Genomic DNA, 25,990 nt, shown 5'->3' with positions numbered 1-25,990 from the left:
CGATCAATCGGCCGTAAACCCCATGACCCGGTGCTGGCCTCGGCGCGGTCGGTCCACGGCCGCTCCGGCGAAGAGAAGAGGACGACGGCGCTCCACCCCTCCTGTCGCATCCCTGTGCTGTCGTGGTGACCGGCAACGAAAGCTGGCGCTTCCCGGAGATCGGATGCCGCCGGGGTCAGGCTTCGCATTCCAGCACTGATCGCCTTCGCCTTTTGTCGATCCCCGCCGAATTCAGCGGGGGGCCGGGCGTGCGGGCAACACGGCGCTCCAGGCCGATGCGGCGCGTCGCGGGGCGACGTGTCGCCCTGTCAGGCGAGGCACATCGCGTAGTCGGCCGCGCCGCCCTTAATCTTCGCCTGCTCAGTCGAATGCGGGATCGCGACGCGCACGTCCGTCACGCCGAGATCGGCGAGTTGCCAGGACACCCCTCCCCCGTAGGCCAGGTGCCCCATCCCCACGATCCCGACGAGAAGCGGCCCGTCCGTCCGAACGGCTGCCGCGAGGCGCGTGGCGAAGGCCCGGTCCCAGACCTCCTGAGCCCGCAGGAACCTGCTGAACCGGGGGGAGTCCGGGTCGGCGTCGCTTCGTCCGGGCTGACCGTTTCCGGTCAGATCAAAGATGTGACGGCGGTAGGCCTCGGGCGAGGGGCGCGCCGGTGTCAGGCCCTCGCGGTCCTCCTCCCGCACGCTCTCCCATCCCCCCTTGCCGACCTCGCTGACGAGACCGCGGCGGCAATTGAGGCCGAGCATCGGCGTGCCGGTCTCCCGGCAGAACCGGAACAGCGGCAGGTAGAGGTCGGCCGGGAAGCCCCAGACCGTGCCCCACTCGGCCTTCTGGAGGAACTCCTCCTCGGCAAGTTCGCCTGCGACCCATTCCGACAGGACCGGACCCATCCGCGCTGGAAACATCTCGAACCCAAGGATCAGCGGGCGCCGGGCGAGAAGCCCCGCCGCCACATGAAGCTGCCAGCGGTGCATGTCCGCCCGGTCGTGCTGCTCGCCGAGAAGCACCACGTCGCCGCCGGCCATGTCGTCGAGGACGGTCGCGTGCGGGACGGCGTCAGGCGCGCCGGGACGATACCAGAAAGGTCCGGTCACGCCGCTGCCTTCGTCATCCGCGCCACGACGAGGCCGATCTCCGAACCGTCCGGTGCCACGGCCATCCATCCCGCCCGTGTCTCGCGCCACTCCGACACGGCGCCGGCCTTCACGTGCAGGTGGAAATCGTCCGTGGTGACGTTCGAGAACCCCATGCCCGGGCGGACCGTTTCGATCGTTCCCTGCCACGATTGCTCCCGTCCGGCGAGGCGGTGCCGGATCTCGACGGGATCCCCCTCCTCCCGCAGCCTGTTCAGCAGGATGAACGCCGGATCGGAGGTGATTTCGTCGGCATCGCCGCCCATCCGTGGCATCATCCGCTCCTTCGGCTCGAGCGCTACCCGCGCTTCCGCGCCGAAAGCCGCGACGAAGGCGGGCGCCCCGCCCATCGCGATGGCCTTGAAGAGCTCGGTGCCATCCCCGTCCTGGAACTCGAGAGCCGGATAGCTTCCGCCGGCGATCACGAGCGAGGTGTCGAACACGACGCGGCTGGCGGTGCCGGGATCGATCCGGGCGGTGTGGACCGGTCCACCGATCGCGATCATGTCGTCCACCCGTGACACCTCCCCCACCGCGCCGATCCGCTCGTGGGTCGCCCCGCCGGAGCGGAGCACGATCATGATGTTCTCCATGCCTTCCAGCCGGTGGAGCATCTCGCCCACCTCGGCATCGGGCAGCTCCCAGCGGCCTTTCTCGATCTCGGTCATGCTGTCTTCCTTTCGTCTTGGGGGACCTCCCCGATGAACCAGGTCCCGGTGGGGTCGAGCCCGACCGGATCGCGGTGCGCAACGCAGAGGATCGCGGCCCGGGGCAGTTCGCGCCTGAGTAGCGCGAGGAGATGCGCCTCGCTGGCGGCATCCAGAGAGGATGTCGCCTCATCGAGGATGACCCAGTCCGGCCGGTGCAGGAGCACCCGCGCCAGCGCCAGGCGTTGCCGCTCGCCGAGGGACAACCCTTCGAGCGCCGCATCGCCATCGTCCGGGCCATCGGCCGAGAGCGCGCCCAAACGATGCGTCAGGCCGAGGCGCTCCAGAACGGAGCGCAGCCGGTCCGGCGGAACGTCGGCGGGATCGGAGGGATAGCAGGCCGCCGCGGCGAGGCCGTCCGAGAAGAGATGCGGTCGCTGCGGCAGGACGATCATGCGCCCGGTCGGCATGTCGATCCGCCCCTCGCCGTAACGCCAGAGCCCGGTGATCGCCGCGAGGAGTGTCGTCTTGCCCTGGCCGGACGCGCCGGAGATCCAGATCCGCTCGCCAGGCCGGATCACCCGGTCGGGCACGGGCGCGAGCCATCGTCCCTCCGGGGTCGCGAGGGTCAGGCCGCTCACGCGAAGGGCAACGTCGCCCCCATGGGTCCGCTCGATTGCCGTAACGGCACCTGCGACCGGCTCGGGGTCCCCCGTGGCGCGGAACAGCTCGTCGAGGCGGTGGGACACGGCGGCGAACTCCGCGAGTTCCTTGTACTGGAAGATGAACCAGGACAGGGTCGTCGTGACCCGGCTGAACGTGCCCGAGAGCTGCATCAGCCCCCCGAAGGTCACCGATCCCGCGAAATAGGCCGGCAGCGCGAAGAACAGCGGCACCCGCAGGACCGTCTGGTAATAGGGCCGCGTGAAGAGGCCGAGGATCAACTCGCGGCGGATCAGGTGCAGCCAGTTGTGTCGGATCCCCTCGAACCGCGCATCGAGCCGGCGCCGCTCCGCCGCCTCACCGCCGGACTGGGCGATCTCGGTTGCGTTGTCCCGGACCTGGACGAGCGAATGCCGGAAGTCGGCTTCCCGCCTCTCGTGCCGGAAATAGAGGGATTTCAGCGGCCAGCCGACGGCGTGGGTGATGAGACTGGACACCAGCACATAGAGCAGCGCCAGCCAGACCATGTAGCGCGGGATCTCGATGCCCACGCCGAAGAGGGAAAAGCTCAGGACGAAGTCGGACAGCGTCCAGAGGATCGCGATATAGGTCACGACCCCGGCGATGCGGCCGACAAGATCCAGTGTCAGCAGAAGAAGTAGCGCGACGAAGCGGTCGCAATCCTCGGCGATGCGCTGATCGGGATTGTCCACGGTCACGGCCGAAAGGCCGGGCCGGAGATGCCAATAGGCCTTGCCCCCCGTCCAGCGGTCGAGCGCCTGCCCGGTCAGCTTCTGACGCCATCTCAGCCGCAGGCGCTTGCGCAGGTAGTCGCTCGTCAGGAAGATCGCGGCGGAGGCGGTCACGAGGACCGCGAAGACGCCGAGCTCGCGCATCGCGGCGGCGGTCTCCATCTGCTCCACCGCGTCGTAGAACCGCCGCGTCCAGGCGATCATCTTCACGTCGACCCAAAGTTCGACGCCGATGAGGGCGAGCGCGATCCCCGCCATGAGCAGTCCGATCCCGGCGCCCGATCCGAAGACCGCGCGCCGGGTCAGGCCCCAGATGCGTGCGAGGGAGTCCCGCATCTAGAACGTCTTGTCGAAGCTTACGGCGAAACTGCGACCGGGCCCGGTCTGCAGCTCGATCGGGTTCGTCGCGGCCACCGAAGCCGAAGCCGTGGACCCATAGGTCGCTGCGCCCGCGACGAAGTAGCGCCGGTCGAAGACGTTGTTGACGCTGAGCTTCAGGAAGCCGTCCTCGACCATCTCCCACTTCGCGTGCAGATCGAGCACCTGATAGGCATCGGGCTTGAAGTCGTCCGGGCTCGCGGTCTCCTTAACGTCGGAGGCGAAGGTGGCGACCCCTTCGAGGAAGAGACCGTAGTCCGGGAATTCGTGCGCCAGCGCGAGGGTCGCCGTCAGCGGCGGCAGCGTATGGGGCGTTTCATCGGCGTCGTCGCTGACCTGCTGGGTGCCCTCCTGCCAGGCGGCGGAAACGCTCATCGTCGTCCCCTGCCCGAACGTCCACCCGGCTTCCGCCTCGACGCCGTGGACGTTCACCACGGAGAGGTTGCGGTAGGTGTAGTCGATCGTTCCGGGCGGGTTGTAGAAGCTCTGGATGAAGTCCGAGTAGTCCGCCTTGAAGACGCTCAGGGACGCGAAGCCCCGCGGCTCCTCGTATCTCAGGCCGAGCTCGTAGCTCCGCACCTCCTCCGGCTTCAGATCGGGCGCGGGGGTGAGATTGAAGAAGGCGCCGGGCGAGGAGGTGAAGAGCTGCTGCGCGGTGGGCATCTTGAAGCCTTCGCCGTATTTCGCCCAGGCCGACCAGCTGTCATCGAAGCGCAGGATCGCGCCGAGGCTCTTCAGCAGGGTCTCGTCCTCGCGGACTCGTGGCGCCTGGCCCGGTACCTCCTCGTAATCCCCGTCCGGGCGCGGATCGATCTTGTAGGTGGCGTAGCGCAGCCCCGGCGTCAGTTCGAAGCGGCCCCCACCGAAGGTCACGCGGTCCTCCACGTAGACGTCCGCCCTTTGCGTGGTGGCGTTGGCGAAGTTGAAGCCGCCGGCGACCGTTTCGGTCACGGCGCCCGTCGCGAGGTTCGTCTCGACGTCCCGGCGTTCGTAATCGGTGCGCGTCCGGTCGCCGTCGAACCCGAAGATCAGACGGTGATCCGCCGCGCCCGTCTCGAAGCGGGAGGTCGCCTGGATGTCCAGTTCGACGAAGTCCTCCTCGTAGGTCAGCTCATCTTCGGTGAGGATCTCAGCACCGCCCGCGGAGGTCGAGAGTTCCCGCCCCGTCCGCTCGTAGCCATGGGGGGTGTAGGCCAGCGTGGAAACGATCTCGTCGAACGGGCCGGCAGCGGGCGTCCAAGTATGCTCCAGACCGAGGCGATGCCGGTAGAGGCCGAGCGCGCGATCCTTGCTGTCGATCACGTCTCCCGTCGGTGCGCCGGTGATCGTGGACAGCACCGGCCCGAGGGAAGAGTCCTGCGCGACGCTGGTGTCCCTGATCAGGGCATCGACGCTGAACTCCAGACGGTGCGCCGCGTCCGGCGTCCAGACCAGCTTCGCAAGGGCCCGCGTCGAGGTGGCATCGGTCGGGTCGAAGGCCCCGCAGGGAGTGGCGCCGAACTCCGTATCGCGCGGGCAGCCATAGATTCCACCATCATCGCGCGCGTTCGTCAGTTCAGGCTCGTGCGCGGCGCTCTGGGCGATCCCGGCGAGGACGGACAGGCTGTCCGACAATCTCCGCCCGAATGTCAGGCTCGCGCTGACGCCGTCATCGTAGCTGTCGTACCCGGACGTGACCCGGACTGCCTCGTCCTTGCCTTCGAGGAGATCCTCGGGATCGATCGTCTCGAAGGCGACGAGCCCGCCGAGCGCATCCGCCCCCCAGAGAACGGAGGCCGGCCCCCGGACGATCTCCGCCTGCTTGGTGAAGTTCAGGTCCACGTAGTCGCGCGTGCCGTCGATAATCCTTTCGGCCATGCGGGAGCCGTCCACCTGCACGGCCACCCGGTTGCCACCGACACCGCGGATCGTGAACCCGCCGAGGGTGCTGAAGGGATCCGCGCCGGAGCTTTGCCGGTTCACCGTCACACCCGGAACGCGGCGCACCAGCTCCTCGATGTCAGAGACCTGACGGTCCTCGATCTCCTCCTGCCCGATCACCGTGATGCTGGCCGGAACGTCGAGGATTGCTGTCCCGGACCGGTCCGTCGTGACGATGATCGGATCGAGGGTGAAGCTCGTGTCCTGCGCAACCGCCAGCGACGGGCACAAGGTGGGAAGGCAGAGCGCGGCACAGAGTACGGGTGTCGGGCGATGACGCACGGCAGTCTCCTGAGATTGAGAAAATCCGGGAGCTTGCTTTGGCGCTGGCATCGGTCGGGCCGGCAGATGTCCGCCGGCGATGGAGGGGTATTCTCAAACCCGATTGTTTTAGTCAAGTATCCCGCGGGGTTTTTTACGCAAGAGCGGCATGCCGGCGAGACAGGACGAAACACCCGATCCCCCGCCCCGCCCCGCCCCGCGAGAGCACGATGACACCACAACGGCTTGCACGCCGCCTGTGACGACTTTATGTGTTATGCTATTACATACTACAAAGGATCTCGACGTGACCCCTTCGCCGAACGATTCCGCCCTTCTGCCCGTCACGGTCCTTTCGGGCTTCCTCGGGGCGGGAAAGACTACGCTTCTCAACACTGTCCTGAACAACCGGGACGGTCTCCGCGTCGCCGTCATCGTCAATGACATGTCTGAAGTGAACATCGACGCCGACCTCGTCCGAGCGGGCGATGCGAACCTGAGCCAGACCGACGAGACGCTGGTCGAGATGTCCAATGGTTGCATCTGCTGCACCCTCAGGGACGACCTGCTTCAGGAAGTCCGCCGCCTCGCCGCGGAGAAGCGGTTCGACTACCTGCTGATCGAATCCACCGGCATCTCGGAGCCCCTGCCCGTCGCGGCGACCTTCGAGTTCCGCGACGCCGAGGGTCAGAGCCTCTCGGATGTCGCCCGGCTCGACACGATGGTGACGGTGGTCGACGCGGTGAACCTGCTGCAGGATTATTCGAGCCACGACTTCCTCGGGGATCGCGGCGAAAGCCTCGGCGGCGAGGACGAGCGCACCATCGTCGATATTCTGGTCGACCAGATCGAATTCGCGGATGTCGTCGTCCTGAACAAGGCGAGCGATGCGGGTTCGGACCGGCTCGACGCCGCGCGGAAGATCGTGACCGCGCTCAACCCGGATGCACGGATCGTGGAGGCCGATCACGGGCACGTCCCGGCAGACGAGGTCCTCGGCACCGGCCGCTTCGATTTCGACACAGCGCATGAGCATCCCCTTTGGGCAAAGGAGCTCTACGGGTTTGCCGACCACGTTCCCGAAACGGAGGAATACGGCGTGTCGTCCTTCGTCTACCGCGCGCGCCGTCCCTTCGATCCCCGGAAGATCCACGAGATCCTGACCGGCGAGCTGCCGGGAGTGATCCGGGCGAAGGGCCATTTCTGGATCGCGACGCGCCCGGACTGGCTCGCCGAATTCTCGCTCGCAGGTGCCCTGAGTTCCGTGAAGCCGCTCGGCCGGTGGTGGGCGACGGTGCCGCAGGATCGTTGGCCGGACCATCCGCAGGCGCGGGCCTATATCTCCCGGCACTGGCAGGAGCCGTTCGGCGACCGGCGGCAGGAACTTGTCTTCATCGGCAGCGGAATGGACCGGGAGGCGATCGTCCGGTCACTGGACGCGGCGCTTCTGGGCGGCGAGGCGTTCACCCCGGACGACTGGTCGACTCTGGGCGACCCCTTCCCCGGCTGGCTCGACAGGATGGCCGCGGAATGACGCGCGCGAATACCGGCAATAGCAGCCTCGCCCGGAGGAGGCGCCGGGTCTCCCCCATGGGCGAGTATGACCGGCTACCGAAGCCCCTTCGCCGCTGGCTCGCCACGGCCACTCTGCCCTGGTCCCCCCGCTCCGCTCTCCGCACCTGGCAGACGGCCCTTGGCCATACCGGAGGCGACGAGGCGGCCGCGCTTGGGCGGCTCGACGCCATCGAGGCCAGGCAGATCAGCCGCGACGCGCGCAAGGTCTGGAACCGGGGTCATCCGGCTTCCGAGAGCCCCCGCCCGTCATCGCGGGCCGACCCGCGGCGGCCGACCCCTGGCCTTGGGACCCGCGCGTCAGCGGTGCAACAGGCCACTGTGAGATGACGCGTGTGGGCTGGACTCCGCATGGTGCCCCCCGCCTCGCTGGAGGGGTAGCACGCCCTTGCCGGCAATGTCGGTCCGCCCTCCGGCCCCTTCTTCTCGCGGTCTCGGACCAGTGACACCGCTCCGGGTTGAAGCGTTAGATGATAACAGCTATCGAACACGACGAAATGTAATACAGTTACGAGGCACCTACATGTCGATCCGCCTGACCACGTTCTCCGGCCTCGCCGGCCTCCTTGCCTCCGGCGCCGCCCTCGCCGATGTCCCGCAGGTGGTCACCGACATCCCACCGGTCCACTCGCTCGTTGCCCGTGTCATGGACGGAATCGAAGACGAGCCGAGCCTGCTCGTGAAGCCGGGCGTCTCGCCGCACGGATATGCGATGCGCCCGTCCGAGGCGCGTGCCCTGCAGGACGCCGACGCGGTCTTCTGGATCGGCCCGGACCTGACGCCGTCTCTCGAGGGCTCGATCGCGAACCTCGCGGACGGCGCCGAAATTGTCGGGCTTCTCGACCTGCCCGATACCCAAACTCTTGCCTTCCGTCATGGCGCCACGTTCGAGGCACATGATCATGGCGATCACGACCATGAGCACGGCGAGCATCAGCATGATCACGACGAAGAGCATGCCGGACACGACCACGATCACGCCGATCACGATCATGGCGAAGAGCATGCGGAACATGACCATGAGCATGACGACGCCCACGAGCACGCCGGCCACGATCATGCGCATGACGGCACCGATCCCCATGCGTGGCTCGACCCCGAGAATGCCAAGGTCTGGCTGGATCAGATCGCAAGTACCCTGAGCGACCTCGACCCGGACAACGCCGCCGCCTACGCGTCGAACGCCGAAGCCGGCAAGACCGAGATCGATGATGCCGTTGCCCGGGCGAGCGAGACCCTTGCTCCCGTGTCCGACCTGCAATTCATCGTCTTCCACGACGCCTACCAGTATTTCGAAACGCGCTTAGAGCTGTCCGCCGCGGGGGCCATCTCCCTCAGCGACGCATCCTCCCCCTCTCCCGCCCGGATAGAGGAGGTCCGCGATACGGTGCTGGATCTCGGCGTTTCGTGCGTCCTCTCCGAGCCGCAGTTCAATCAGGGATTGGTCCGGACCGTGGCCGACGGCACCGGCGTCTCGAGCGGCATCATAGACCCCCTCGGCACGGACATCCCGCTCGGGCCGGACTTCTATCCCGCCCTCATCCGGACCGTCGCGGAAGAGGTCGCATCCTGCGGGAAATGACGAGATCGGCGCCCTCTTGCCGCCGCCTCGCGGTCCGGCTCGTCCGGGCCGCGTCGGACGGGGTGGTCTGCGCCGCCGGCCTCCTTTTCTGCGCAAGCGAGGCATCCGCCCATCCGCATATCTTCATCGACACGGATTTCGACCTGATCTTCGATGCGGACGGGCGGATCGAAGCCGTTCTGGTCGAATGGACCTATGACGATTTCTACTCGCTCCTCCTTCTGGAGGAGAAGGACCTCGACGAGAACGGCGACGGCGTCCCGGAGCAGGAGCGGCTCGATGCCTTCGCCGGCCGGGACGTCGACTGGGACGCGGGCTTTCCGGGAGACTTCACGCTCACCATCGACGGGGCGCCCATCGAGCTGGACCCGCCGGAAGCCCACACCGCCGAGTGGCGGGACGAGCGCTACGTCACCTCGCATATCCGCCCCCTCGCCGAGCCCACCGGGATCGAAGGGCACGACATCGTCGCACGGGCCTACGATACCACCTACTTCGTCGCCTACGACGTTCCGGGCGAGCCGGGCGTGATCGGGCGGGAGGGGTGCAGTCTCCTGCGCGATGAAGCGGATGCCGAAGAAGCGCGCGCGACGTACGGCGACCTTCTCGCGGAGGTGGACATGGCCTCCGATCCCTTCGACGTCGTCGATCTGCCGGATATCGGCATCCTTTTCACGGACGCGTTCCTTCTATCATGCGACTGAGCTTTCTCATCCTGCCGGCCCTCGCGCTCGGGGTGTTCGCGACTATGCTGATCACCGGCGCCGACGCCGATCTCGCCCGGTGGGCCGCCGGCTGGCAGCGCGCCTTCCAGAACGAACTTGCCGGAGCCCTGCGCGCCCTCAGATCCGGCGATCCCGGCGCACTGGCTCTGATGATCGGCCTGTGTTTCGCCTATGGCGTCGTCCATGCGATCGGCCCCGGGCATGGCAAGGTGCTGATTGGAGGATATGGCGTCGGCCGCCGCGTGCCGATCTTCCGCCTCTCCGCCATCGCCCTCTGTGCCTCGCTGGGACAGGCCGTGACGGCGATTGCCATCGTCTGCATCGGGATCCTCGGCATCGGGTGGACGCGGGTGCAGGCGACGGGGGCCGCGGAAGGCATCATGGCGCCCCTCAGCGCCCTCGCCATCGGCCTCGTCGGCATCTGGCTTGCCATTCGCGGCGCGGGGCGTCTCTGGCGCATGAGCCGGACAGGCAGCAGCGGCGGCCAATCGGGCCACGATCACCATGACCACGACGACCATCGGCACGAAGGCGGGTGCGCGCATGAGGGATGCGGACATCGACACGGCCCGACGATCGAGGAGGTGTCCGGGGCGACGTCCGCGCGCGGTATCGCCGTCCTCATCGCGAGCATCGCGATCCGCCCCTGCTCCGGCGCATTGCTGCTTCTCGTCCTGACATGGCACATGGGACTCCTCGCGGCCGGAATTGCGGGGAGTGTCGCCATGTCCCTCGGCACCGGCGCCGTGACCGCCGGCGTCGCCATCCTCGCCGTCACCGCACGGGAAAGCACGCTGCTGTCCTTCGGGGAGGGCTCCCGGGTCCGGCTGTTCCTCCCGTGTCTCGAGGTTCTCGCCGGCAGCTTCATCATCCTTGCATCTCTTCAGATGCTCTGATTGATACGCCCGCGCCAAGACGTGCGACGCCCCTCCTTTCATCACATGGAGCGGTTTGGGCATGGCGCGGCATGCCCAAACCTCGATCAAAGTGCTCAAAGAAAGCTCTCGGCAAAGCCGTTGTAACGGATTGGAAACTTTCGTAGTTAGAGGCGCAGTCCGTATAAAATTGCGCATGGGTCACCGTAAATTCGGTTACCTTGAATTCGGTCGCCGTGAATTCGGTCGCCGTGAATTCGGATCGATTGGACCGGTTTGCTCAGTAAAGGTGTCCATGTCCCATTTCATTGCCTGGTCCGCGTCTCTCTTCTTCCTCATCGGCGGCCTTATAAACCTGATCGGAGAAGAAAGCGCCCGGTCCGAATATACGCGCTGGGGATACCCCACATACATGAACCGCCTCGTGGGCAGCCTTGAGCTGCTGACCGCTATCTTGCTGATCCCGGCAATGACGCGGGATCTCGGCGCGGGAATGGGAATCAGCGCCATGTTCGGGGCCGGTTTCACGCTCTTTGTTCATCGCAAGTACCGGCATGCCTTGATGCCGGGCGCGGTGATCGTCCTGCTCGTGATCGTTGTGGCCATGTCGATGGACTGATCGGTGACGGCCGGGCTCCGCCAACCTGGCCCTTCTGCCGCTACCGCCCTGCACGGCCGCGATAACCGGTCTTCCCGTTCCCCGTGCGGCTCGCGATGCCGTGACGCGTCATGGTAATGCGCGGCGCAGCGGTCTACATTAGTGCCGGAATGGACGAACACGGGGCTTCATGGGCCGGGACGAGAAAATCATGCTGGCTGGCGAATACGCTCTCGATCTGCTCGAGGGCGAGGATCTACGTCAGGCGCGCGATCTCGCCTCATGGGACGTGGATTTTCGATCCGAACTCGAGCGTTGGCAGGGGACGTTCACCGAGATGTTCAATGTCGATCCCGTATCGCCGCCGGACCGCATCCGCCGGAGCGTGGAAGCCCGGATCTTCGGTTCGAGCAGGCCGGCGTGGCAGGATATCTTCCTCGCCCCGGAGAACCGCGGAACACTCGTCGCCGTCGTCTGCGCAAAAGCCATCCTGATCGCGGCGATCATCTGGATGTTGATCGGCTCCTGATCCGTTCAGTTCGAACGCGCCGTGGCTGCAGGCCGCTCCGCGACACTCTTCACAGCGCTATTCAGGAACGTCAGAAGCAGCACCGCAGTGATCAGCGTCGCCAGGAACGTTCCACCGATCAGCGCCCAATCACCTTCGCTGCCATCCCTCAGCAGGATTGCGACCACCGCCGCAAGCGGAATATGCGAGAGGGCAAAACTTACGATCTGAATGCGCCGAATGGCTGAAGTGACCATTTTCCGCCGTGCCTCCCCGACAAGCCTGACCTTCGCTATGGTTAATTCATTCGCATCTGGGCGGCATGGAGGCAAGCGCATCTCATTGCAGCGCCCGGTCAGGCGCCCCGCCGGGACCAATGTCGCGGTCAGGGGTCCCTGCGACACGGGCGCCGCTTGAAACTGGCGGCAATGGTGCCCAGACTCCGCCTCAGGAGAGGACGACCTCGCCCGGCCAATCGGTCAGCATTCGGGACGGCCCGACACTCAATCGGAGCCCTTCCTTCATGCGCAGTACCGCTGATCGTGTCCGTCAGGCCATCTGCTTCGAGCTGATCGGCATCCTGATCGTCACACCGCTCTTCGCCTGGGTGTTCAATCATCCCATGGGCGACATGGGCGTCCTTGTGGTGTTGGGCGCCACGGCCGCCACGGTCTGGAACTACCTCTTCAATCTCGGCTTCGACCATGCCCTGCACCGCCGCAGAGGTGATGCCCGGAAGACATTCCCGCTGCGGATCCTTCATGCCGTGCTGTTCGAGGCCACTCTCCTCGTCATCCTTTTGCCGATCTTCGCGTGGTGGCTCCAGGTCTCGCTGGTGTCGGCCTTCCTGATGGAGATCGCCTTCGCGGCCTTCTACGTCGTCTACGCCTTCGTCTTCACGTGGTGCTACGACACGCTCTTTCCGCCGCAGGGCACCAACGAGAGAACGGCCTGAGGGAAAACGCTCGAGGCGCTGCCGGTTTGGCATGTGGGAGCGGAAGGACTGCACGTGACGCCCCTCGCCGCATGGGAATAGGCCGGCCGGGGCGTGGCGCCCGCCCTCTTTTGCCGTTCACGCTTCGCCCAAAATTTACCGTTTGATAAAAAAACGAACCGTGCAAGGCTTCACCTGACCCAGCCAGAAGGACAGGTGATGACCGATCCCTTGACGCCAGGACTTGCCGCCGGCCGCCTCTCCCCCGAAGAGATCGAGGGCAACTTCGCCGACCTGCATGCGCCGCTCGGGCCGCGGGACGCTGCTGTCGCGGCCGATCGCTGCTACTTCTGCTACGATGCGCCCTGCATCGCGGCCTGCCCCACCGAGATCGATATCCCGCTCTTCATCCGTCAGATCGCCGGCGGGCGGCCGGAGGACGCGGCGAAGACGATCTTCGACCAGAACATCCTCGGTGGCATGTGCGCGCGTGTCTGTCCCACCGAGGATCTCTGCGAAGGCTCCTGCGTGCGGGAGACGTCGGAGGGCAAGCCGGTCGAGATCGGCCTCCTCCAGCGCTACGCGACCGACAGCCTCATGCGGCGGCAAAGTCACCCCTACGACCGGGCGGACGAGACCGGCAAGACCGTCGCCGTCGTCGGAGCGGGCCCCGCAGGGATGGCCTGCGCGCATCGGCTGGCCATGCGGGGCCACCGGGTCACCCTGTACGATGCGGCGGCGAAGCCCGGCGGGCTGAACGAGTTCGGCATCGCGGCATACAAGTCGACCGGCGATTTCGCACAGGCCGAGGCCGACTGGATCATGCAGATCGGCGGGATTTCCTTCGAGGGTGGCAAGGCGCTCGGGCGCGAGCTGTCGCTCGAGAAGCTGGCGGAGAGCTTCGATGCGGTGTTCGTCGGCGTCGGGCTGGCTGGCGTGAACGCCCTTGTGGCGGAAGGGGCCGAGAAGGACGGCGTGACGGACGCGGTGCGCTACATCGCCGAGCTGCGGCAGAGCACGGACCTCGCGTCCCTGCCCGTGGGGCGCAACATCGTGGTCATCGGCGGCGGCATGACGGCCATCGACGCGGCCGTGCAGACGAAGCTCCTCGGCGCCGAGAACGTCACCATCGCCTACCGCCGCGGGCGGGACCGCATGGGCGCCTCGGTCTACGAGCAGGATCTGGCGGCGTCCAAGGGCGTGCGCATCATCTGCAACGTGCAGCCGGTGGCGATCCACGGGAACGGCGCGGCGGCCGAGATCGAGCTCGAATACACCGCCGATACCGGCGGCGGCCTGAGGGGGACCGGTGAACGGCTGCGCCTGCCCGCGGACCAGATCTTCAAGGCCATCGGCCAGGCGATGACCCTCGAAAGCGGTCTCGAGCTGGAAGGTGGGCGGATCTCTGTGGACGCGAAGTACCGCACCTCGATGGAGAAGGTCTGGGCCGGCGGCGATTGCGTCGCGCCGGGGGACGACCTGACCGTCTGGGGCGCGGCCCAGGGCCGCGATGCGGCGGAGGACATGCACGCCGCGCTCATGGGCGTTCCCGAAACCTCCACCTGTGCCGTCATCGCCGAGGCCGCGCGCGGGATCGACGCGCCCCCCCACGGCCACGCGCCGCACCGCGACATGCCCGGCTGACCCGCCCCGCCCCTTTCGACCCTTCCCGTTCTCGCCCTCGCCAATTCCGGAGACCAGCCATGGCCGATCTGACGACAGACTTCGTGGGCATCCGCAGCCCGAACCCGTTCTGGCTCGCCTCCGCGCCTCCGACGGACAAGGAATACAACGTCCGCCGCGCCTTCGAGGCCGGCTGGGGCGGCGTGGTCTGGAAGACGCTGGGCGCCGAGGGGCCGCCGGTGGTCAACGTCAACGGCCCCCGATACGGCGCGATCTACGGGCCGGACCGGCGTCTGATGGGGCTCAACAACATCGAGCTGATTACCGACCGCCCGCTCGAGACCAACCTCGAGGAGATGGCGCGGGTGAAGGCGGACTATCCGGACCGCGCCCTCATCGCCTCGATCATGGTGCCGTGCGAGGAAGCGGCGTGGAAGGCGATTCTGCCCCGCGTCGCCGAGACCGGCGCGGACGGGATCGAGCTGAACTTCGGATGCCCGCACGGAATGGCGGAGCGCGGCATGGGATCGGCGGTCGGCCAGGTGCCCGAATACATCGAGATGGTCACCCGCTGGTGCAAGACGTACTACGACCGGCCCGTGATCGTGAAGCTGACGCCCAACATCACCGACATCCGCATGCCGGCCCGCGCCGCGCTGAATGGTGGCGCCGATGCGGTCAGCCTGATCAACACGATCAACTCGATCACCTCGGTCGACCTCGACCGGATGGCCCCCGAGCCGACGATCGATGGAAAGGGCACCCATGGCGGCTATTGCGGCCCGGCCGTCCGCCCCATCGCGATGAACATGGTGGCCGAGATCGCCCGCGACCCCGAAACCAAGGATCTGCCGATCAGCGGCATCGGGGGCATCACGACCTGGCGCGATGCGGCGGAGTTCATCGCGCTCGGCTGCGGCAACGTCCAGGTCTGCACCGCGGCCATGACTTACGGTTTCCGCGTCGTGGAGGAGATGGCCGCGGGCCTGTCCGCATGGATGGACGAGAAGGGCTTTGCGTCCGTTGCCGAGGTCTCGGGCCGCGCCGTCCCGAACGTCACCGACTGGCAATACCTCAACCTCAATTACGTCACCAAGGCGCGGATCGACCAGGATCTCTGCATCAAGTGCGGCCGCTGCTATGCCGCCTGCGAGGACACCTCGCACCAGGCCATCGCGATGGAGCCGGGCCGGACCTTCGAGGTGATCGACGCCGAATGCGTCGCCTGCAACCTGTGCGTCGATGTCTGCCCGGTGGAGGACTGCATCACCATGACCCGGCTCGAGCCGGGCGAGACCGATCCCCGGACCGGGCGCGTGGTGCCGGCCGAACCCGGAAACTGGACCCAGCACCCGAACAACCCCGCCTCGACGGCGGCCGAATAGGGCGATCAGCCCCTCAGGGTGCGGCGGAAGAGCGTTTCTAGATGCGCCGCCGCGCCCGCCAACGGATCGGCCATGCCGGTCACAGCCCGAACCTGAACATCGGCATCCACATAATGCTGCGTCAATGCCCAGATCGACATGATGAGCTGTCGCCCGTCCACCGGCGCGATGCGCCCCGCCGCGGCCCAGCCCTCGATCACCGCCGCCTTCTCGGCGACCAGCCTGTGGAGCGGGCCGGTCAGGTGCGGCGCGATCAGGGGCGCGCCGCGAAGGATCTCGTTCGCGAAGAGGCGACTTTCCCGCGGCATCTGGCGCGACAGGTCGAGCTTGCGACTGACGTATCCGAGGATCTCCGCCTCCGGCTCTCCCGCGGGATCGAGCGCGGTCAGCGGCTCCAGCCAGCGCGACAGGAGGCCGGTGAGAAGCTCTTCGTAGATGGTCTCCTTGGAGGGGTAATAGTAGATCAGGTTCGGCTTCGAGAGCCCCGCCTCACCGGCGATGGCATCGAGCGTCGCGCCGCGAAATCCGTTGCGGGAGAAGACCTCCAGCGCGGCCTCGGCAATGCGCGCGCGGTTTCGCTTCTGGATCCGGCTCATGGTCATTGCGAGATCACCCGAGTGCAGCGAAAGTGCTCAATGATGCGGCAGTGTCCGACCAGTTCTTCAGCATTCGACCAAATCAACTGCGCATCCCGGTTACGGACCCGCGCCGATCTAGCGTCTTTTTGACCATACGGTCAATTTGTCAGGATCAGGAGGACCTGCAATGGCATCTCAAGCACCCGGCGACAACATGACGATCGATGGCGCCCGCCTGTGGCAGTCGATCATGGACATGGCGAAGATCGGCCCCGGCGTGGCGGGCGGCAACAATCGCCAGACCCTGACCGATGCCGACGGCGAGGGCCGCGAGCTGTTCCGGAGCTGGTGCGAGGCGGCAGGCTGCACGATGGGGCTCGACACGATGGGCAACATGTTCGCCCGCCGGGAGGGAACGGACCCGGACGCCCTGCCCGTCTATGTCGGCAGCCACCTCGACACGCAGCCCACGGGCGGAAAGTATGACGGCGTCCTCGGCGTTCTCGGAGGGCTGGAGATCCTGCGAACGCTCAACGACCTGAACGTGAAGACGAGGCATCCAGTCGTCGTGGTGAACTGGACCAACGAGGAAGGCACCCGCTTTGCCCCCGCCATGCTCGCCTCGGGTGTGTTTGCGGGCGTGCACGATCAGGACTGGGCCGAGGACCGGACGGATGCGAAAGGCGCGCGGTTCGGAGACGAACTCGACCGGATCGGCTGGCGCGGCCAGGAACCGGTCGGTTCGCGCAAGATGCACGCGATGTTCGAACTCCATATCGAACAGGGCCCGATCCTCGAGGCCGAGGAGAAGCAGATCGGCGTCGTCACCCACGGGCAGGGCCTGTGGTGGCTGCAATGCACCGTCACCGGAAAGGACGCGCATACCGGCTCCACGCCGATGGAGATGCGGGTGAATGCGGGCCTGGGCATGGCGCGAATGACCGAGGCCGCGCACCGCGTCGCGATGGATCACCAGCCCCACGCGGTGGGGGCGGTCGGGCATTGCGAGGTCTTCCCCAACTCGCGCAACGTGATCCCGGGAAAGGCGGTCTTCACCGTCGATCTGCGCTCCCCCGACCTTGAGAAACTGACCTCCATGCGCAAGGCCTACGAGGCGGCGGCGAGGCAGATCGCCGATGATCTCGGCCTCGGCCTCGAGATCGAGCCCGTCGGCCATTTCGACCCCGTCACCTTCGACGAGGGCTGCGTCCTGGCCGTCCGGAACGCCGCCGAGCGCCTCGGCTATTCCCACATGGACCTCGTCTCGGGCGCCGGCCACGACGCCTGCTGGATCAACCGCGTCGCCCCCACCGCCATGGTCATGTGCCCCTGCGTGGACGGTTTGTCCCACAACGAGGCCGAGGAGATCACCGAGGACTGGGCCAAGGCCGGGGCCGACGTGCTGCTGCACGCGGTCGTCGAAACGGCGGAGGTGGTGGGATGACGTCGATCCACGCGACCACGGGAAGAGAGGCGAGGCCGATCCGCGCCCGGCACGATACCGCCTCGATGTCCTGGGTCAGAACGATATCCGGCGTGACCGGATTTCCCTGTTCGAACCGGGGGTCCGGACGGCGCGGCGCCCCGAACGGGAGCCGGAGCACTCAATACAATGCGATCATCCACAAGGATCTGATCATCCGTCGCACAGACGGACGGGAGGAGAGAACATGACCACCGTCATCAAGAACGGCACCATCGTCACACATGATCTGACCTACGCGGCGGATGTCCTGATCGATGGGGAGACGATCATCGAGATCGGCGAGAACCTCGAGGGCGACGAGGTGCTGGACGCGACCGGCTGCTACGTCATGCCCGGAGGGATCGATCCGCATACGCATCTGGAGATGCCTTTCATGGGCACCTATTCCTCCGATGATTTCGACAGCGGCACCCGTGCGGCGCTGGCCGGGGGCACCACCATGGTGGTCGATTTTGCCCTGCCCCAGCCCGGACAGGGCCTTCTCGATGCGCTGAAGACGTGGGACAACAAGTCCGCCCGCGCGCATTGCGACTACTCCTTCCACATGGCGGTGACGTGGTGGAGCGAGCAGGTCTTCGACGAGATGAAGACCGTGATCGAGCAGTACGGCATCAACAGCTTCAAGCACTTCATGGCCTACAAGGGCGCCCTGATGGTGCAGGACGACGAGATGTACGCCTCCTTCCAGCGGCTGGCGGAACTCGGCGCCATCGCTCTCGTCCACGCCGAGAACGGCGACGTGGTGGCGGACCTCTCCGCGCGCCTGCTGCGCGAAGGCAATGACGGCCCCGAGGGCCACGCCTATTCCCGCCCGCCACAGGTCGAGGGCGAGGCGACCAATCGCGCCATCATGATCGCCGACATGGCCGGCGTGCCGCTCTACGTCGTTCACGTCTCCTGCGAGCAGTCCCACGAAGCCATCCGCCGCGCCAGGCAGGCCGGGATGCGCGTCTGGGGCGAGCCGCTGATCCAGCACCTGACCCTCGACGAAAGCGAGTACTTCAACGAGGACTGGGACCACTCCGCCCGCCGCGTCATGTCTCCCCCCTTCCGGGACGAGAAGCATCAGGACTCGCTCTGGGCCGGGCTGCAATCGGGCTCGCTCTCCTGCGTCGCCACCGATCACTGCGCGTTCACCACCGAGCAGAAGCGGACCGGGATCGGGGACTTCACCAAGATCCCGAACGGCACCGGCGGCCTCGAGGACAGGATGCCGATGCTCTGGACCTATGGCGTCGGCACGGGCCGCCTGACCCCCAACGAGTTCGTCGCCGTGACCTCGACCAACTCCGCCAAGATCCTGAACTGCTATCCCAAGAAGGGCGCGATCCTTGTCGGATCGGATGCCGACATTGTCGTGCTCGACCCTGAAAAGGAGAAGACGATCAGCGCGAAGACGCAGGAATCCTCGATCGATTACAACGTCTTCGAAGGCAAACATGTGAAAGGTCTGCCGCGCTACGTCCTCTCCCGCGGACGGGTGATGGTGGATGACGGCGTCCTCAAGCCGTCCGAGGGGCACGGTCGCTTCGTCAAGCGCCGGCCGCAGGGCGAGGTCAACCGCGCGCTCACCTCATGGAAGGACATGACCAAGCCCCGCCCGGTCGAGCGCAGCGGCATCCCGGCGAGCGGGGTATAAGGCGAATGAAGGTCGAAGGAGTTCTCGAGGCCGCGCTTTACGCCAGCGACCTGGCCGCGGCAGATGCCTTCTACGGCGGGACGCTGGGGATGGAGGTGATCGCGCGCAAGGAAGCGCGGCACATCTTCTACCGCGCGGGCAGTACGGTCCTTCTCGTCTTCAATCCCGACGCCACGGCCGTGGCCGATCCGGGCGGCGGCCTTCCCGTCCCTCTCCATGGCGCCAAGGGCCCCGGGCATGTCTGCTTCACGGCCAGCGGCGCGGTGCTCGACGACTGGACCGCGCATTTCGCGAAGGAGGGGATCGAGATCGAGGCGGACTTCCTCTGGCCGAATGGCGCCCGGTCCGTCTACGTTCGCGATCCTGCCGGAAACAGCGTGGAATTCGCCGAACCCCGGCTCTGGGGGATGCAATGAGCGCGCCCGGCACGGAGGGCGCCGTCGTCACCGCCCGCAACCTCGATCTCACCTTCCAGACGTCGGACGGCCCGGTCCATGCGCTGAAAGATGTCTCGCTGTCGGTCGAGCCCGGCGAGTTCGTGTCGTTCATCGGCCCCTCGGGCTGCGGGAAGACCACGTTCCTGCGGTGCGTCGCAGGGCTCGAGGAGCCGACCGGCGGGACACTTGAGGTTAACGGGATGAGCGCCGACGAGGCGCGCCGCGCCCGCGCCTATGGCTACGTCTTCCAGGCGGCGGGGCTTTACCCGTGGCGCACCATCGGCGGCAACATCCGCCTGCCTCTCGAGATCATGGGGTATTCCGAGGAGGAGAAGGCGCGCCGGGTGCGACAGACGCTGGAGCTCGTCGATCTGGGCGGGTTCGAGAAGAAGTTTCCCTGGCAGCTATCGGGCGGCATGCAGCAGCGCGCCTCCATCGCGCGCGCGCTGAGCTTCGATGCGGACCTTCTTCTGATGGACGAACCCTTCGGCGCGCTCGACGAGATCGTGCGGGACCGCCTGAACGAGGAGTTGCTGTCGCTCTGGGATCGCACCGGCAAAACCATGCTCTTCGTGACGCACTCGATCCCCGAAGCCGTTTACCTGTCCACGAAGATCGTCGTGATGTCCCCCCGTCCGGGGCGGATCAGCGACGTGATCGACAGCCCCCTGCCGAAGGAGCGTCCGCTCGACATTCGCGACAGCCGGGAGTTCATCGAGATCGCGCACCGCGTCCGCGAGGGGCTGCGCGCAGGGATGGAGGCGGCATGAGCGAGACCGCAGCCCCGATTTCCGCTCCCGAGGCCGGCGTCGGCTGGTCGGCCCGCGTGGCTCGCGTGACGAGCGCCATGCGGCAGACCACCCTGCCCGTCCTCGGCGTGCTCGCCGCGCTCGTCCTGATCTGGACCCTCGCGTGCATCCCCATGAATGCGGCCCAGTCCGTCCTCGACGCCTCGCGCGCAGGAGAGACGGTGTCGCCAGAGGCCGCATCGGAGCGCCGGGGCATGTCCGCTCTGGCCCTGGCGCTTCGCAACCCCGGCCCCGCCATCGCCCATGCCTACACCCAAGGTCGCCCCCGTCTGCCCGCGCCGCACCAGGTCGCAGGCGCGCTCTGGCAGAGCACGGCGACCGTTGCGCCGACCTCGGCGCAGAGCCTGATCCATCACGGCTGGGTCACGCTGTCGGCCACGCTTCTCGGCTTCGCCATCGGGGCCGGCCTCGGCATCGCCCTGGCGGTCGGGATCGTCCATTTCCGCGTGATGGAGATGAGCGTGATGCCCTGGGCCATCGTCAGCCAGACCGTGCCCATCATCGCCATCGCGCCGATGATCGTCGTCGTGCTCTACGCCATCGGCATCGAGGGCATCCTCCCCAAGGCGGTGATCGCGGCGTACCTGTCCTTCTTCCCCGTCGTCGTCGGCATGTCCAAGGGTTTCCGGAGCCCCGATGCGATGCAGCTCGACCTTCTGCGGACCTACGGCGCGAGCCGTCCCCAGACCTTCTGGAAGCTCCGTCTTCCCGCCTCGACACCCTATCTCTTCGCCTCGCTGAAGATCGCCGTCGCCGCGGCGCTGATCGGAACCATCGTCGCCGAACTGCCCTCCGGTGCGCAGGCCGGCTTCGGCGCCCGGCTCCTTGCGGGCAGCTATTACGGCCAGACCGTCCAGATCTGGGCCGCGCTCTTCGCCGCCGCGATCCTGGCCGCCGGGCTCGTCGGGCTCATCGGCGGGCTGGAGCGGAAGTCGCTCGCGCGGATGGGGATGCGGCCATGACGCTCGTTGCCCTCGCCCTCGTTCTCTGGGCCGCCGGCTGGGCGCTGAACGTCCGCCTCGCAAGCGGTCCGCAGAGCCGAAGCGTCGCGCTGGCCGTGCCGCTGCTCTTCGGCGCGACGCTCCTCGTGATGTGGGAGCTGATCGTGCGCGGGCTGGACGTGCCGATGGTGTTCCTACCCGCGCCCACGCAGATCGCCCTGCGCTTCGCGGCAAGCCTGCCGACGCTCTGGGAGGACTTCGTCCAGACCGTCCTGAAAGGCGCGCTCAGCGGATACGTGATCGGCTGCCTCGCCGCCTTCGCCGTCGCCCTTCTGGCGGACCGCGTCGACGTCCTCCGCCGCGGTCTCCTGCCGGTCGCGAACTTCGCCGCCGCGCTGCCGGTGGTCGGTGTCGCGCCGATCCTCGTGATGTGGTTCGGGTTCGACTGGCAATCGAAGGCCGCCGTCGTCGTCGTCATGGTGTTCTTCCCGATGCTGGTGAACACCGTCGCCGGCCTCCGCGCCGCCGAGACGATGCAGCGTGACCTGATGCGGACCTTCGGGGCGAGCTACTGGCAGGGCCTCGTGAAGCTCCGCCTGCCCGCGGCGATGCCATTCATCTTCAACGGGCTGAAAATCTCGACGACGCTGGCCCTCATTGGCGCGATTGTAGCCGAATTCTTCGGCTCGCCGATCCGCGGGATCGGTTTTCGCATATCGACCTCCGTGGGCCAGCTGTCGCTCGATATGGTCTGGGCGGAGATCGCGGTGGCGGCGCTGGCGGGCAGCGCGTTCTACGGCCTCGTCGTCGCAATCGAGAAACGGGTGACCTTCTGGCATCCGTCCAACCGGGGATGAACTCCGGGGACAACCGACTAGGGAGACAACACATGAAGAAGATCCTCATCGCCGCCCTCGGCAGCACGGTTCTGGCCGCCCCCGTGGCGGCTCAGGATGCCGTCACGCTGCAACTCAAATGGGTCACGCAGGCGCAGTTCGCGGGCTATTACGTGGCCGAGGAGAAGGGCTTCTACGACGAGGCCGGCCTCGACGTCACGATCAAGCCGGGCGGGCCGGACATCGCGCCCGAGCAGGTCATCGCCGGCGGCGGCGCCGACGTGATCGTCACTTGGATGGCCGCGGCGCTGGCCGCCCGCGAGCGCGGCGTGCCGCTCGTCAACATCGCCCAGCCATTCGCCACCGGCGGCCTCCAGCTCACCTGCCTGGCCGAGACCGGCATCGAAACCCCCGAGGACTTCCCGAACCGCACTCTCGGCGTCTGGTTCTTCGGCAACGAGTACCCGTTCTACGCGTGGATGGCCCAGCTCGGCATCGACACCGACGGCGCGGATGACAGCGGCGTCACGGTCCTCAAGCAGGCCTTCAACGTCGATCCGCTCCTTCAGGGTCAGGCCGACTGCATCTCCACCATGACCTACAACGAGTACGGCCAGGTCCTCGATGCCGGCTATACCGAGGAGGAACTGGTCAACTTCAACTACCTCGACGAGGGCGTCGGGATGCTGGAAGACGGGCTCTACGTGCAGGAGGAGGACCTCGAGGATCCGGCCTTCGTGGACAAGATGGCCCGCTTCGTCTCCGCCTCGATGGAAGGCTGGCGCTATGCGGAGGCGAACCCCGAGGAAGCCGCGCAGATCATCATCGACAACGATACGACCGGCGCGCAGACGCTGGAGCATCAGGTCTACATGGTGAACGAGGTTGCCAAGCTCACCGAAGGGTCCGACGGCACGCTCGATCCGGAGGATTACCGCCAGACTGTAGACACGCTCCTCTCCGCGATCAGCGAGGAGAATCCCGCGATCACCGAGGAGCCCGAGGGCGCCTGGACCTCCGACGTGACGGACATGGTCTCGGGCATGTGATACGGGGGCTTCCCCGGCCGCGCCGCATCGCGCGGCCGGGACCGCATCCGCGGGCTCGTGATACCAGGCCCGCCTGCCCGTGATAGGATTTTTGCCGGGCCGCGGGACGACACTCCGCCCCGGCGCACTCCCCCGTTTACTTGCAGGCCTCCCGGGGCGAACATCACAAGCGCCGAGCCGGGATGCGTTCCCGATCGATGACAAGTGACGTGATGGGGAGGATCGACCATGGCCGAAGCGCTCGTACTCGAGGAAAAGGGCAAGCTGTCCCTCAGGGACTTTCCGGTTCCGGATGATCTCGGCGCCGGCGACGTGCGCGTGGCGATCCGGACGGTCGGCGTCTGCGGGTCCGACGTGCACTACTACACCCATGGCAAGATCGGCCACTTCGTCGTGAACGAGCCGATGATCCTCGGTCACGAGGCCGCCGGCGTCGTGCTGGAGGTCGGTGCGCAGGTCGAGGGACTGAAAGCGGGCGACCGTGTCTGCATGGAACCCGGCATCCCCGATCAGACCTCCCGTGCCGCCAAGCTCGGGATCTACAACGTGGACCCCTCCGTGCAGTTCTGGGCCACGCCGCCGGTGCATGGCTGCCTGACACCGGAAATCGTTCACCCCGCCGCCTTCACCTACAAGCTGCCGGACCACGTGACCTTCGCCGAAGGGGCCATGGTCGAGCCGTTCGCGATCGGCATGCAGAGCGCCCTTCGCGCCCGCATCCAGCCCGGCGACATCGCCGTCGTGACGGGCGCGGGACCGATCGGCATGATGACGGCCCTCGCCGCGCTCGCCGGTGGCTGCGCCAAGGTCTACGTCGCCGATCTCGCGCAGCCGAAGCTGGACATCATCGGTGCCTATGACGGGATCGAGACCATCAACATCCGCGAAACTCCGGTGGCCGGGGCGATTGCCGAGGCGACGGAGGGCTGGGGCGCCGACGTGGTCTTCGAATGTTCGGGCGCGGCCCCCGCGATCCTCGGCCTGCCCGCCCTCGCCCGTCCCGGCGGCGCGGTGGTGCTCGTCGGCATGCCGGTGGAGCCCGCACCGATGGATATCGTCGGCCTCCAGGCAAAGGAGCTCCGGCTCGAAACCGTCTTTCGCTACGCCAACATCTACGATCGCGCGATCGCGCTCATCGGCGCCGGCAAGGTCGATCTCAAACCGCTTATCTCCGCCACCCTGCCCTTCAAGGACAGCATCGCGGCCTTCGACCGCGCGGTGGAAGCCCGCGAAACCGACGTGAAGATCCAGATCGAGCTTCCGGACGCCTGACGACGGATCCGGGGCCCGGCCGGCGCCCCGGATCCCGCCGGGCGGGCCGGCTGCGCCGGACGGGGCAGTTGATAGGATTCGGTAAGAACGCTGACGGAAAAGTATGATGATCGGCGCTCGGCCGCCCCGTAGTACCAGACACCACCGTCCGGGGTGCCCTGGTCTCACGGGCGTCCGCTTCCCCGGAAATCCCTTCATCTTTCTGCATTGCGGCGACGCATCGAGGCACGCGTCGCGCATTGCAAAGACCACCGGCGGACGACCTGATGCACTTCGGACGCGGGCCGGTCAAAAAAGTACCAGTATTCAAGCGATGGTGTCGTGGCTGGAGATTCGGAGACGTGATACAAAAGCGTTAACGCCGAGAGGAGGATCGAGACTGCCGATGGCACATCGATTTCGGCCGGGAATGGGGGGAAAGATGCAACTCGATCTGGAGCTGGTCCATATCCGCAGCGGCGAATCCTTCGCCGCGTGGCGGCACGGCTACCCGTTCCGGACCGTGCGGTGGCATTACCATCCCGAGTACGAAATCCATCTCGTCGTGGCGACGAGCGGCAAGTATTACATCGGCGACCATGTCGGCGATTTCGAGCCCGGTCAGCTGATCATGACGGGCCCCAACCTGCCGCAGAACTGGATCAGCGACGTGCAGCCGGGCGAGGTCTCGGCGAGCCGCACCGAAGTGATCCAGTTTTCCCAGGACTTCGTCGACCGCCTGGCCGATGCGTTCCCGGAGATGGAAGCGGCCGAAGCGCTCTTCCAGCGCAGCCGGCGCGGGCTTCTGTTCGATGGCGAGACCGGCCGGAAGGTCGCCCCGCTCATGCGGCGGGTGATCGACGCGCGCGGCGTGCTGCGCCTCGCCCTCTACTTCGAGATCCTCGACGTGCTGCTGAACGCGCCCCGCGTGCAGACGCTCTGCAGCCTCAACTTCATGCTGGACATGGAGAAATCCGAGGAATCGGCGATGAACCGGGTGATCGCGCATCTCAGGGAGAACCTGACCGAGCCCCTGAGCGAGACGGAGCTCGCCGAGATGACGGGTCAGAGCCAGAGCGCCTTCTCCCGCTCCTTCAAGCGGCACACGGGGGCGACACTGGTGCGCTTCCGCAACCAGCTCAGGATCGACCTGGCCTGCCAGATGCTCGTTTCGGACCCCGAGGCGCGGATCTCGGATATCTGTTTCGATGTCGGGTTCTCGAACCTGTCGAACTTCAACCGGCATTTCCTGCGACTGAAGGGACGGTCTCCATCGGAGTTCCGGGCCACCTTCGCGGAAAACGAGGCGGCGCGCATGCCCGCCTGACCACCGAAATTCCCCGACCGCACTCTATCCCGGCAGCCCGTTGAGGGTCCCGGAGCGGACGGGGTCTGACTGCCAACC

The 25,990-nt window shown here is 66.7% G+C and carries 25 protein-coding genes; 19 read left to right on the top strand and 6 right to left on the bottom strand.

The annotated features are described in order from the left end of the window. Positions 1–308: 308 nt before the first annotated feature. The 4 genes from RM543_RS10005 to RM543_RS09990 are packed head-to-tail and all read right to left on the bottom strand — an operon-like array spanning position 309 to position 5,778. Complete coding sequence (locus RM543_RS10005; RefSeq protein WP_311691100.1) at positions 309–1,097, bottom strand: ChaN family lipoprotein; 789 nt, start codon at positions 1,095–1,097, stop codon at positions 309–311. Further along, positions 1,094–1,804 (bottom strand): hypothetical protein, encoded by a 711-nt coding sequence (locus RM543_RS10000; protein ID WP_311691099.1) that lies wholly within the window; start codon positions 1,802–1,804, stop codon positions 1,094–1,096. Before RM543_RS10000 ends, RM543_RS10005 begins: the two co-directional genes overlap by 4 nt. After that, complete coding sequence (locus RM543_RS09995) at positions 1,801–3,534, bottom strand: ABC transporter ATP-binding protein/permease (RefSeq protein ID WP_311691097.1); 1,734 nt, start codon at positions 3,532–3,534, stop codon at positions 1,801–1,803. The genes RM543_RS10000 and RM543_RS09995 overlap by 4 nt, the downstream gene beginning before the upstream one ends. Beyond that, a complete protein-coding gene (locus RM543_RS09990) occupies positions 3,535–5,778 on the bottom strand; it encodes a TonB-dependent receptor (RefSeq protein ID WP_311691095.1) in 2,244 nt (747 codons plus the stop codon). It abuts the gene before it with no gap. 286 nt (positions 5,779–6,064) lie between these two features. Here RM543_RS09990 and zigA point away from each other — a divergent pair, with 286 nt between their 5' ends. From zigA to RM543_RS09955, 7 genes are all read left to right on the top strand, one after another. Further along, on the top strand, positions 6,065–7,291 hold the full coding sequence (gene zigA / locus RM543_RS09985; protein ID WP_311691093.1) for a zinc metallochaperone GTPase ZigA: 1,227 nt from the start codon (positions 6,065–6,067) through the stop codon (positions 7,289–7,291). Continuing rightward, positions 7,288–7,659 carry a DUF6525 family protein gene (locus RM543_RS09980; protein ID WP_311691091.1) on the top strand — a complete coding sequence of 124 codons (372 nt, stop codon included), beginning with the start codon at positions 7,288–7,290 and terminating at the stop codon, positions 7,657–7,659. Before zigA ends, RM543_RS09980 begins: the two co-directional genes overlap by 4 nt. Positions 7,660–7,852: 193 nt before the next feature. Continuing rightward, complete coding sequence (locus RM543_RS09975; protein WP_311691089.1) at positions 7,853–8,911, top strand: zinc ABC transporter substrate-binding protein; 1,059 nt, start codon at positions 7,853–7,855, stop codon at positions 8,909–8,911. Beyond that, positions 8,908–9,615: a DUF1007 family protein gene (locus RM543_RS09970; protein WP_311691088.1), complete on the top strand. Its 708-nt coding sequence runs from the start codon at positions 8,908–8,910 to the stop codon at positions 9,613–9,615. Before RM543_RS09975 ends, RM543_RS09970 begins: the two co-directional genes overlap by 4 nt. Continuing rightward, on the top strand, positions 9,606–10,532 hold the full coding sequence (locus tag RM543_RS09965) for a nickel/cobalt transporter (RefSeq protein ID WP_311691087.1): 927 nt from the start codon (positions 9,606–9,608) through the stop codon (positions 10,530–10,532). The genes RM543_RS09970 and RM543_RS09965 overlap by 10 nt, the downstream gene beginning before the upstream one ends. A 274-nt stretch (positions 10,533–10,806) precedes the next feature. Beyond that, entirely contained in the window at positions 10,807–11,130 is a 324-nt protein-coding gene (locus tag RM543_RS09960) for a DoxX family protein (protein WP_311691085.1), read from the top strand. Between the two features lie 169 nt (positions 11,131–11,299). Beyond that, on the top strand, positions 11,300–11,638 hold the full coding sequence (locus tag RM543_RS09955; RefSeq protein WP_311691083.1) for a hypothetical protein: 339 nt from the start codon (positions 11,300–11,302) through the stop codon (positions 11,636–11,638). Positions 11,639–11,643: 5 nt separating this feature from the next. On the opposite strand, the gene RM543_RS09950 is transcribed toward RM543_RS09955, so the two are convergent. After that, positions 11,644–11,874 carry a hypothetical protein gene (locus tag RM543_RS09950; protein WP_311691080.1) on the bottom strand — a complete coding sequence of 77 codons (231 nt, stop codon included), beginning with the start codon at positions 11,872–11,874 and terminating at the stop codon, positions 11,644–11,646. Positions 11,875–12,140: 266 nt separating this feature from the next. Here RM543_RS09950 and RM543_RS09945 point away from each other — a divergent pair, with 266 nt between their 5' ends. The 3 genes from RM543_RS09945 (at position 12,141) to preA (ending at position 15,559) form a co-directional block, all read left to right on the top strand. After that, positions 12,141–12,572 carry a PACE efflux transporter gene (locus RM543_RS09945; RefSeq protein ID WP_311691078.1) on the top strand — a complete coding sequence of 144 codons (432 nt, stop codon included), beginning with the start codon at positions 12,141–12,143 and terminating at the stop codon, positions 12,570–12,572. 198 nt (positions 12,573–12,770) lie between these two features. Next, entirely contained in the window at positions 12,771–14,195 is a 1,425-nt protein-coding gene (locus RM543_RS09940; protein WP_311691076.1) for an NAD(P)-dependent oxidoreductase, read from the top strand. A gap of 59 nt (positions 14,196–14,254) precedes the next feature. Beyond that, the gene (gene preA, locus RM543_RS09935; protein WP_311691074.1) at positions 14,255–15,559 is read left to right on the top strand and encodes an NAD-dependent dihydropyrimidine dehydrogenase subunit PreA; all 1,305 of its coding nucleotides are present in this window, start codon (positions 14,255–14,257) and stop codon (positions 15,557–15,559) included. 5 nt (positions 15,560–15,564) lie between these two features. On the opposite strand, the gene RM543_RS09930 is transcribed toward preA, so the two are convergent. Then, the gene (locus RM543_RS09930) at positions 15,565–16,155 is read right to left on the bottom strand and encodes a TetR family transcriptional regulator C-terminal domain-containing protein (RefSeq protein WP_311691072.1); all 591 of its coding nucleotides are present in this window, start codon (positions 16,153–16,155) and stop codon (positions 15,565–15,567) included. A 169-nt stretch (positions 16,156–16,324) separates the two neighbouring features. On the opposite strand from RM543_RS09930, the gene RM543_RS09925 reads away from it, so the two are divergent. The 9 genes from RM543_RS09925 to RM543_RS09885 all read left to right on the top strand — a co-directional run bounded on the left by RM543_RS09925 (position 16,325) and on the right by RM543_RS09885 (position 25,912). Then, on the top strand, positions 16,325–17,581 hold the full coding sequence (locus RM543_RS09925) for a Zn-dependent hydrolase (protein ID WP_311691070.1): 1,257 nt from the start codon (positions 16,325–16,327) through the stop codon (positions 17,579–17,581). A gap of 226 nt (positions 17,582–17,807) precedes the next feature. Continuing rightward, positions 17,808–19,262: a dihydropyrimidinase gene (gene hydA, locus RM543_RS09920; RefSeq protein ID WP_311691068.1), complete on the top strand. Its 1,455-nt coding sequence runs from the start codon at positions 17,808–17,810 to the stop codon at positions 19,260–19,262. Next, the gene (locus RM543_RS09915; RefSeq protein ID WP_432280451.1) at positions 19,259–19,678 is read left to right on the top strand and encodes a VOC family protein; all 420 of its coding nucleotides are present in this window, start codon (positions 19,259–19,261) and stop codon (positions 19,676–19,678) included. The genes hydA and RM543_RS09915 overlap by 4 nt, the downstream gene beginning before the upstream one ends. Then, complete coding sequence (locus tag RM543_RS09910) at positions 19,675–20,469, top strand: ABC transporter ATP-binding protein (RefSeq protein ID WP_311691064.1); 795 nt, start codon at positions 19,675–19,677, stop codon at positions 20,467–20,469. The genes RM543_RS09915 and RM543_RS09910 overlap by 4 nt, the downstream gene beginning before the upstream one ends. Positions 20,470–20,546: 77 nt before the next feature. Further along, entirely contained in the window at positions 20,547–21,470 is a 924-nt protein-coding gene (locus RM543_RS09905) for an ABC transporter permease (RefSeq protein ID WP_311691372.1), read from the top strand. Next, complete coding sequence (locus RM543_RS09900) at positions 21,467–22,306, top strand: ABC transporter permease (protein WP_311691062.1); 840 nt, start codon at positions 21,467–21,469, stop codon at positions 22,304–22,306. Before RM543_RS09905 ends, RM543_RS09900 begins: the two co-directional genes overlap by 4 nt. Before the next feature lie 32 nt (positions 22,307–22,338). Continuing rightward, complete coding sequence (locus tag RM543_RS09895) at positions 22,339–23,334, top strand: ABC transporter substrate-binding protein (RefSeq protein WP_311691060.1); 996 nt, start codon at positions 22,339–22,341, stop codon at positions 23,332–23,334. Between the two features lie 228 nt (positions 23,335–23,562). Continuing rightward, on the top strand, positions 23,563–24,606 hold the full coding sequence (locus RM543_RS09890) for an NAD(P)-dependent alcohol dehydrogenase (RefSeq protein WP_311691058.1): 1,044 nt from the start codon (positions 23,563–23,565) through the stop codon (positions 24,604–24,606). Positions 24,607–24,991: 385 nt separating this feature from the next. Further along, on the top strand, positions 24,992–25,912 hold the full coding sequence (locus tag RM543_RS09885) for a helix-turn-helix domain-containing protein (RefSeq protein WP_311691056.1): 921 nt from the start codon (positions 24,992–24,994) through the stop codon (positions 25,910–25,912). Positions 25,913–25,990: the final 78 nt, after the last annotated feature.

The sequence above is a fragment of the Tropicimonas omnivorans genome, from assembly GCF_031846565.1.
In the GTDB taxonomy this organism is placed as follows: Bacteria; Pseudomonadota; Alphaproteobacteria; order Rhodobacterales; family Rhodobacteraceae; genus Tropicimonas_B; species Tropicimonas_B omnivorans.
The sequence above is the reverse complement of the archived record's forward strand: the minus strand, read 5'-3'. Positions and strand labels throughout refer to the sequence as shown.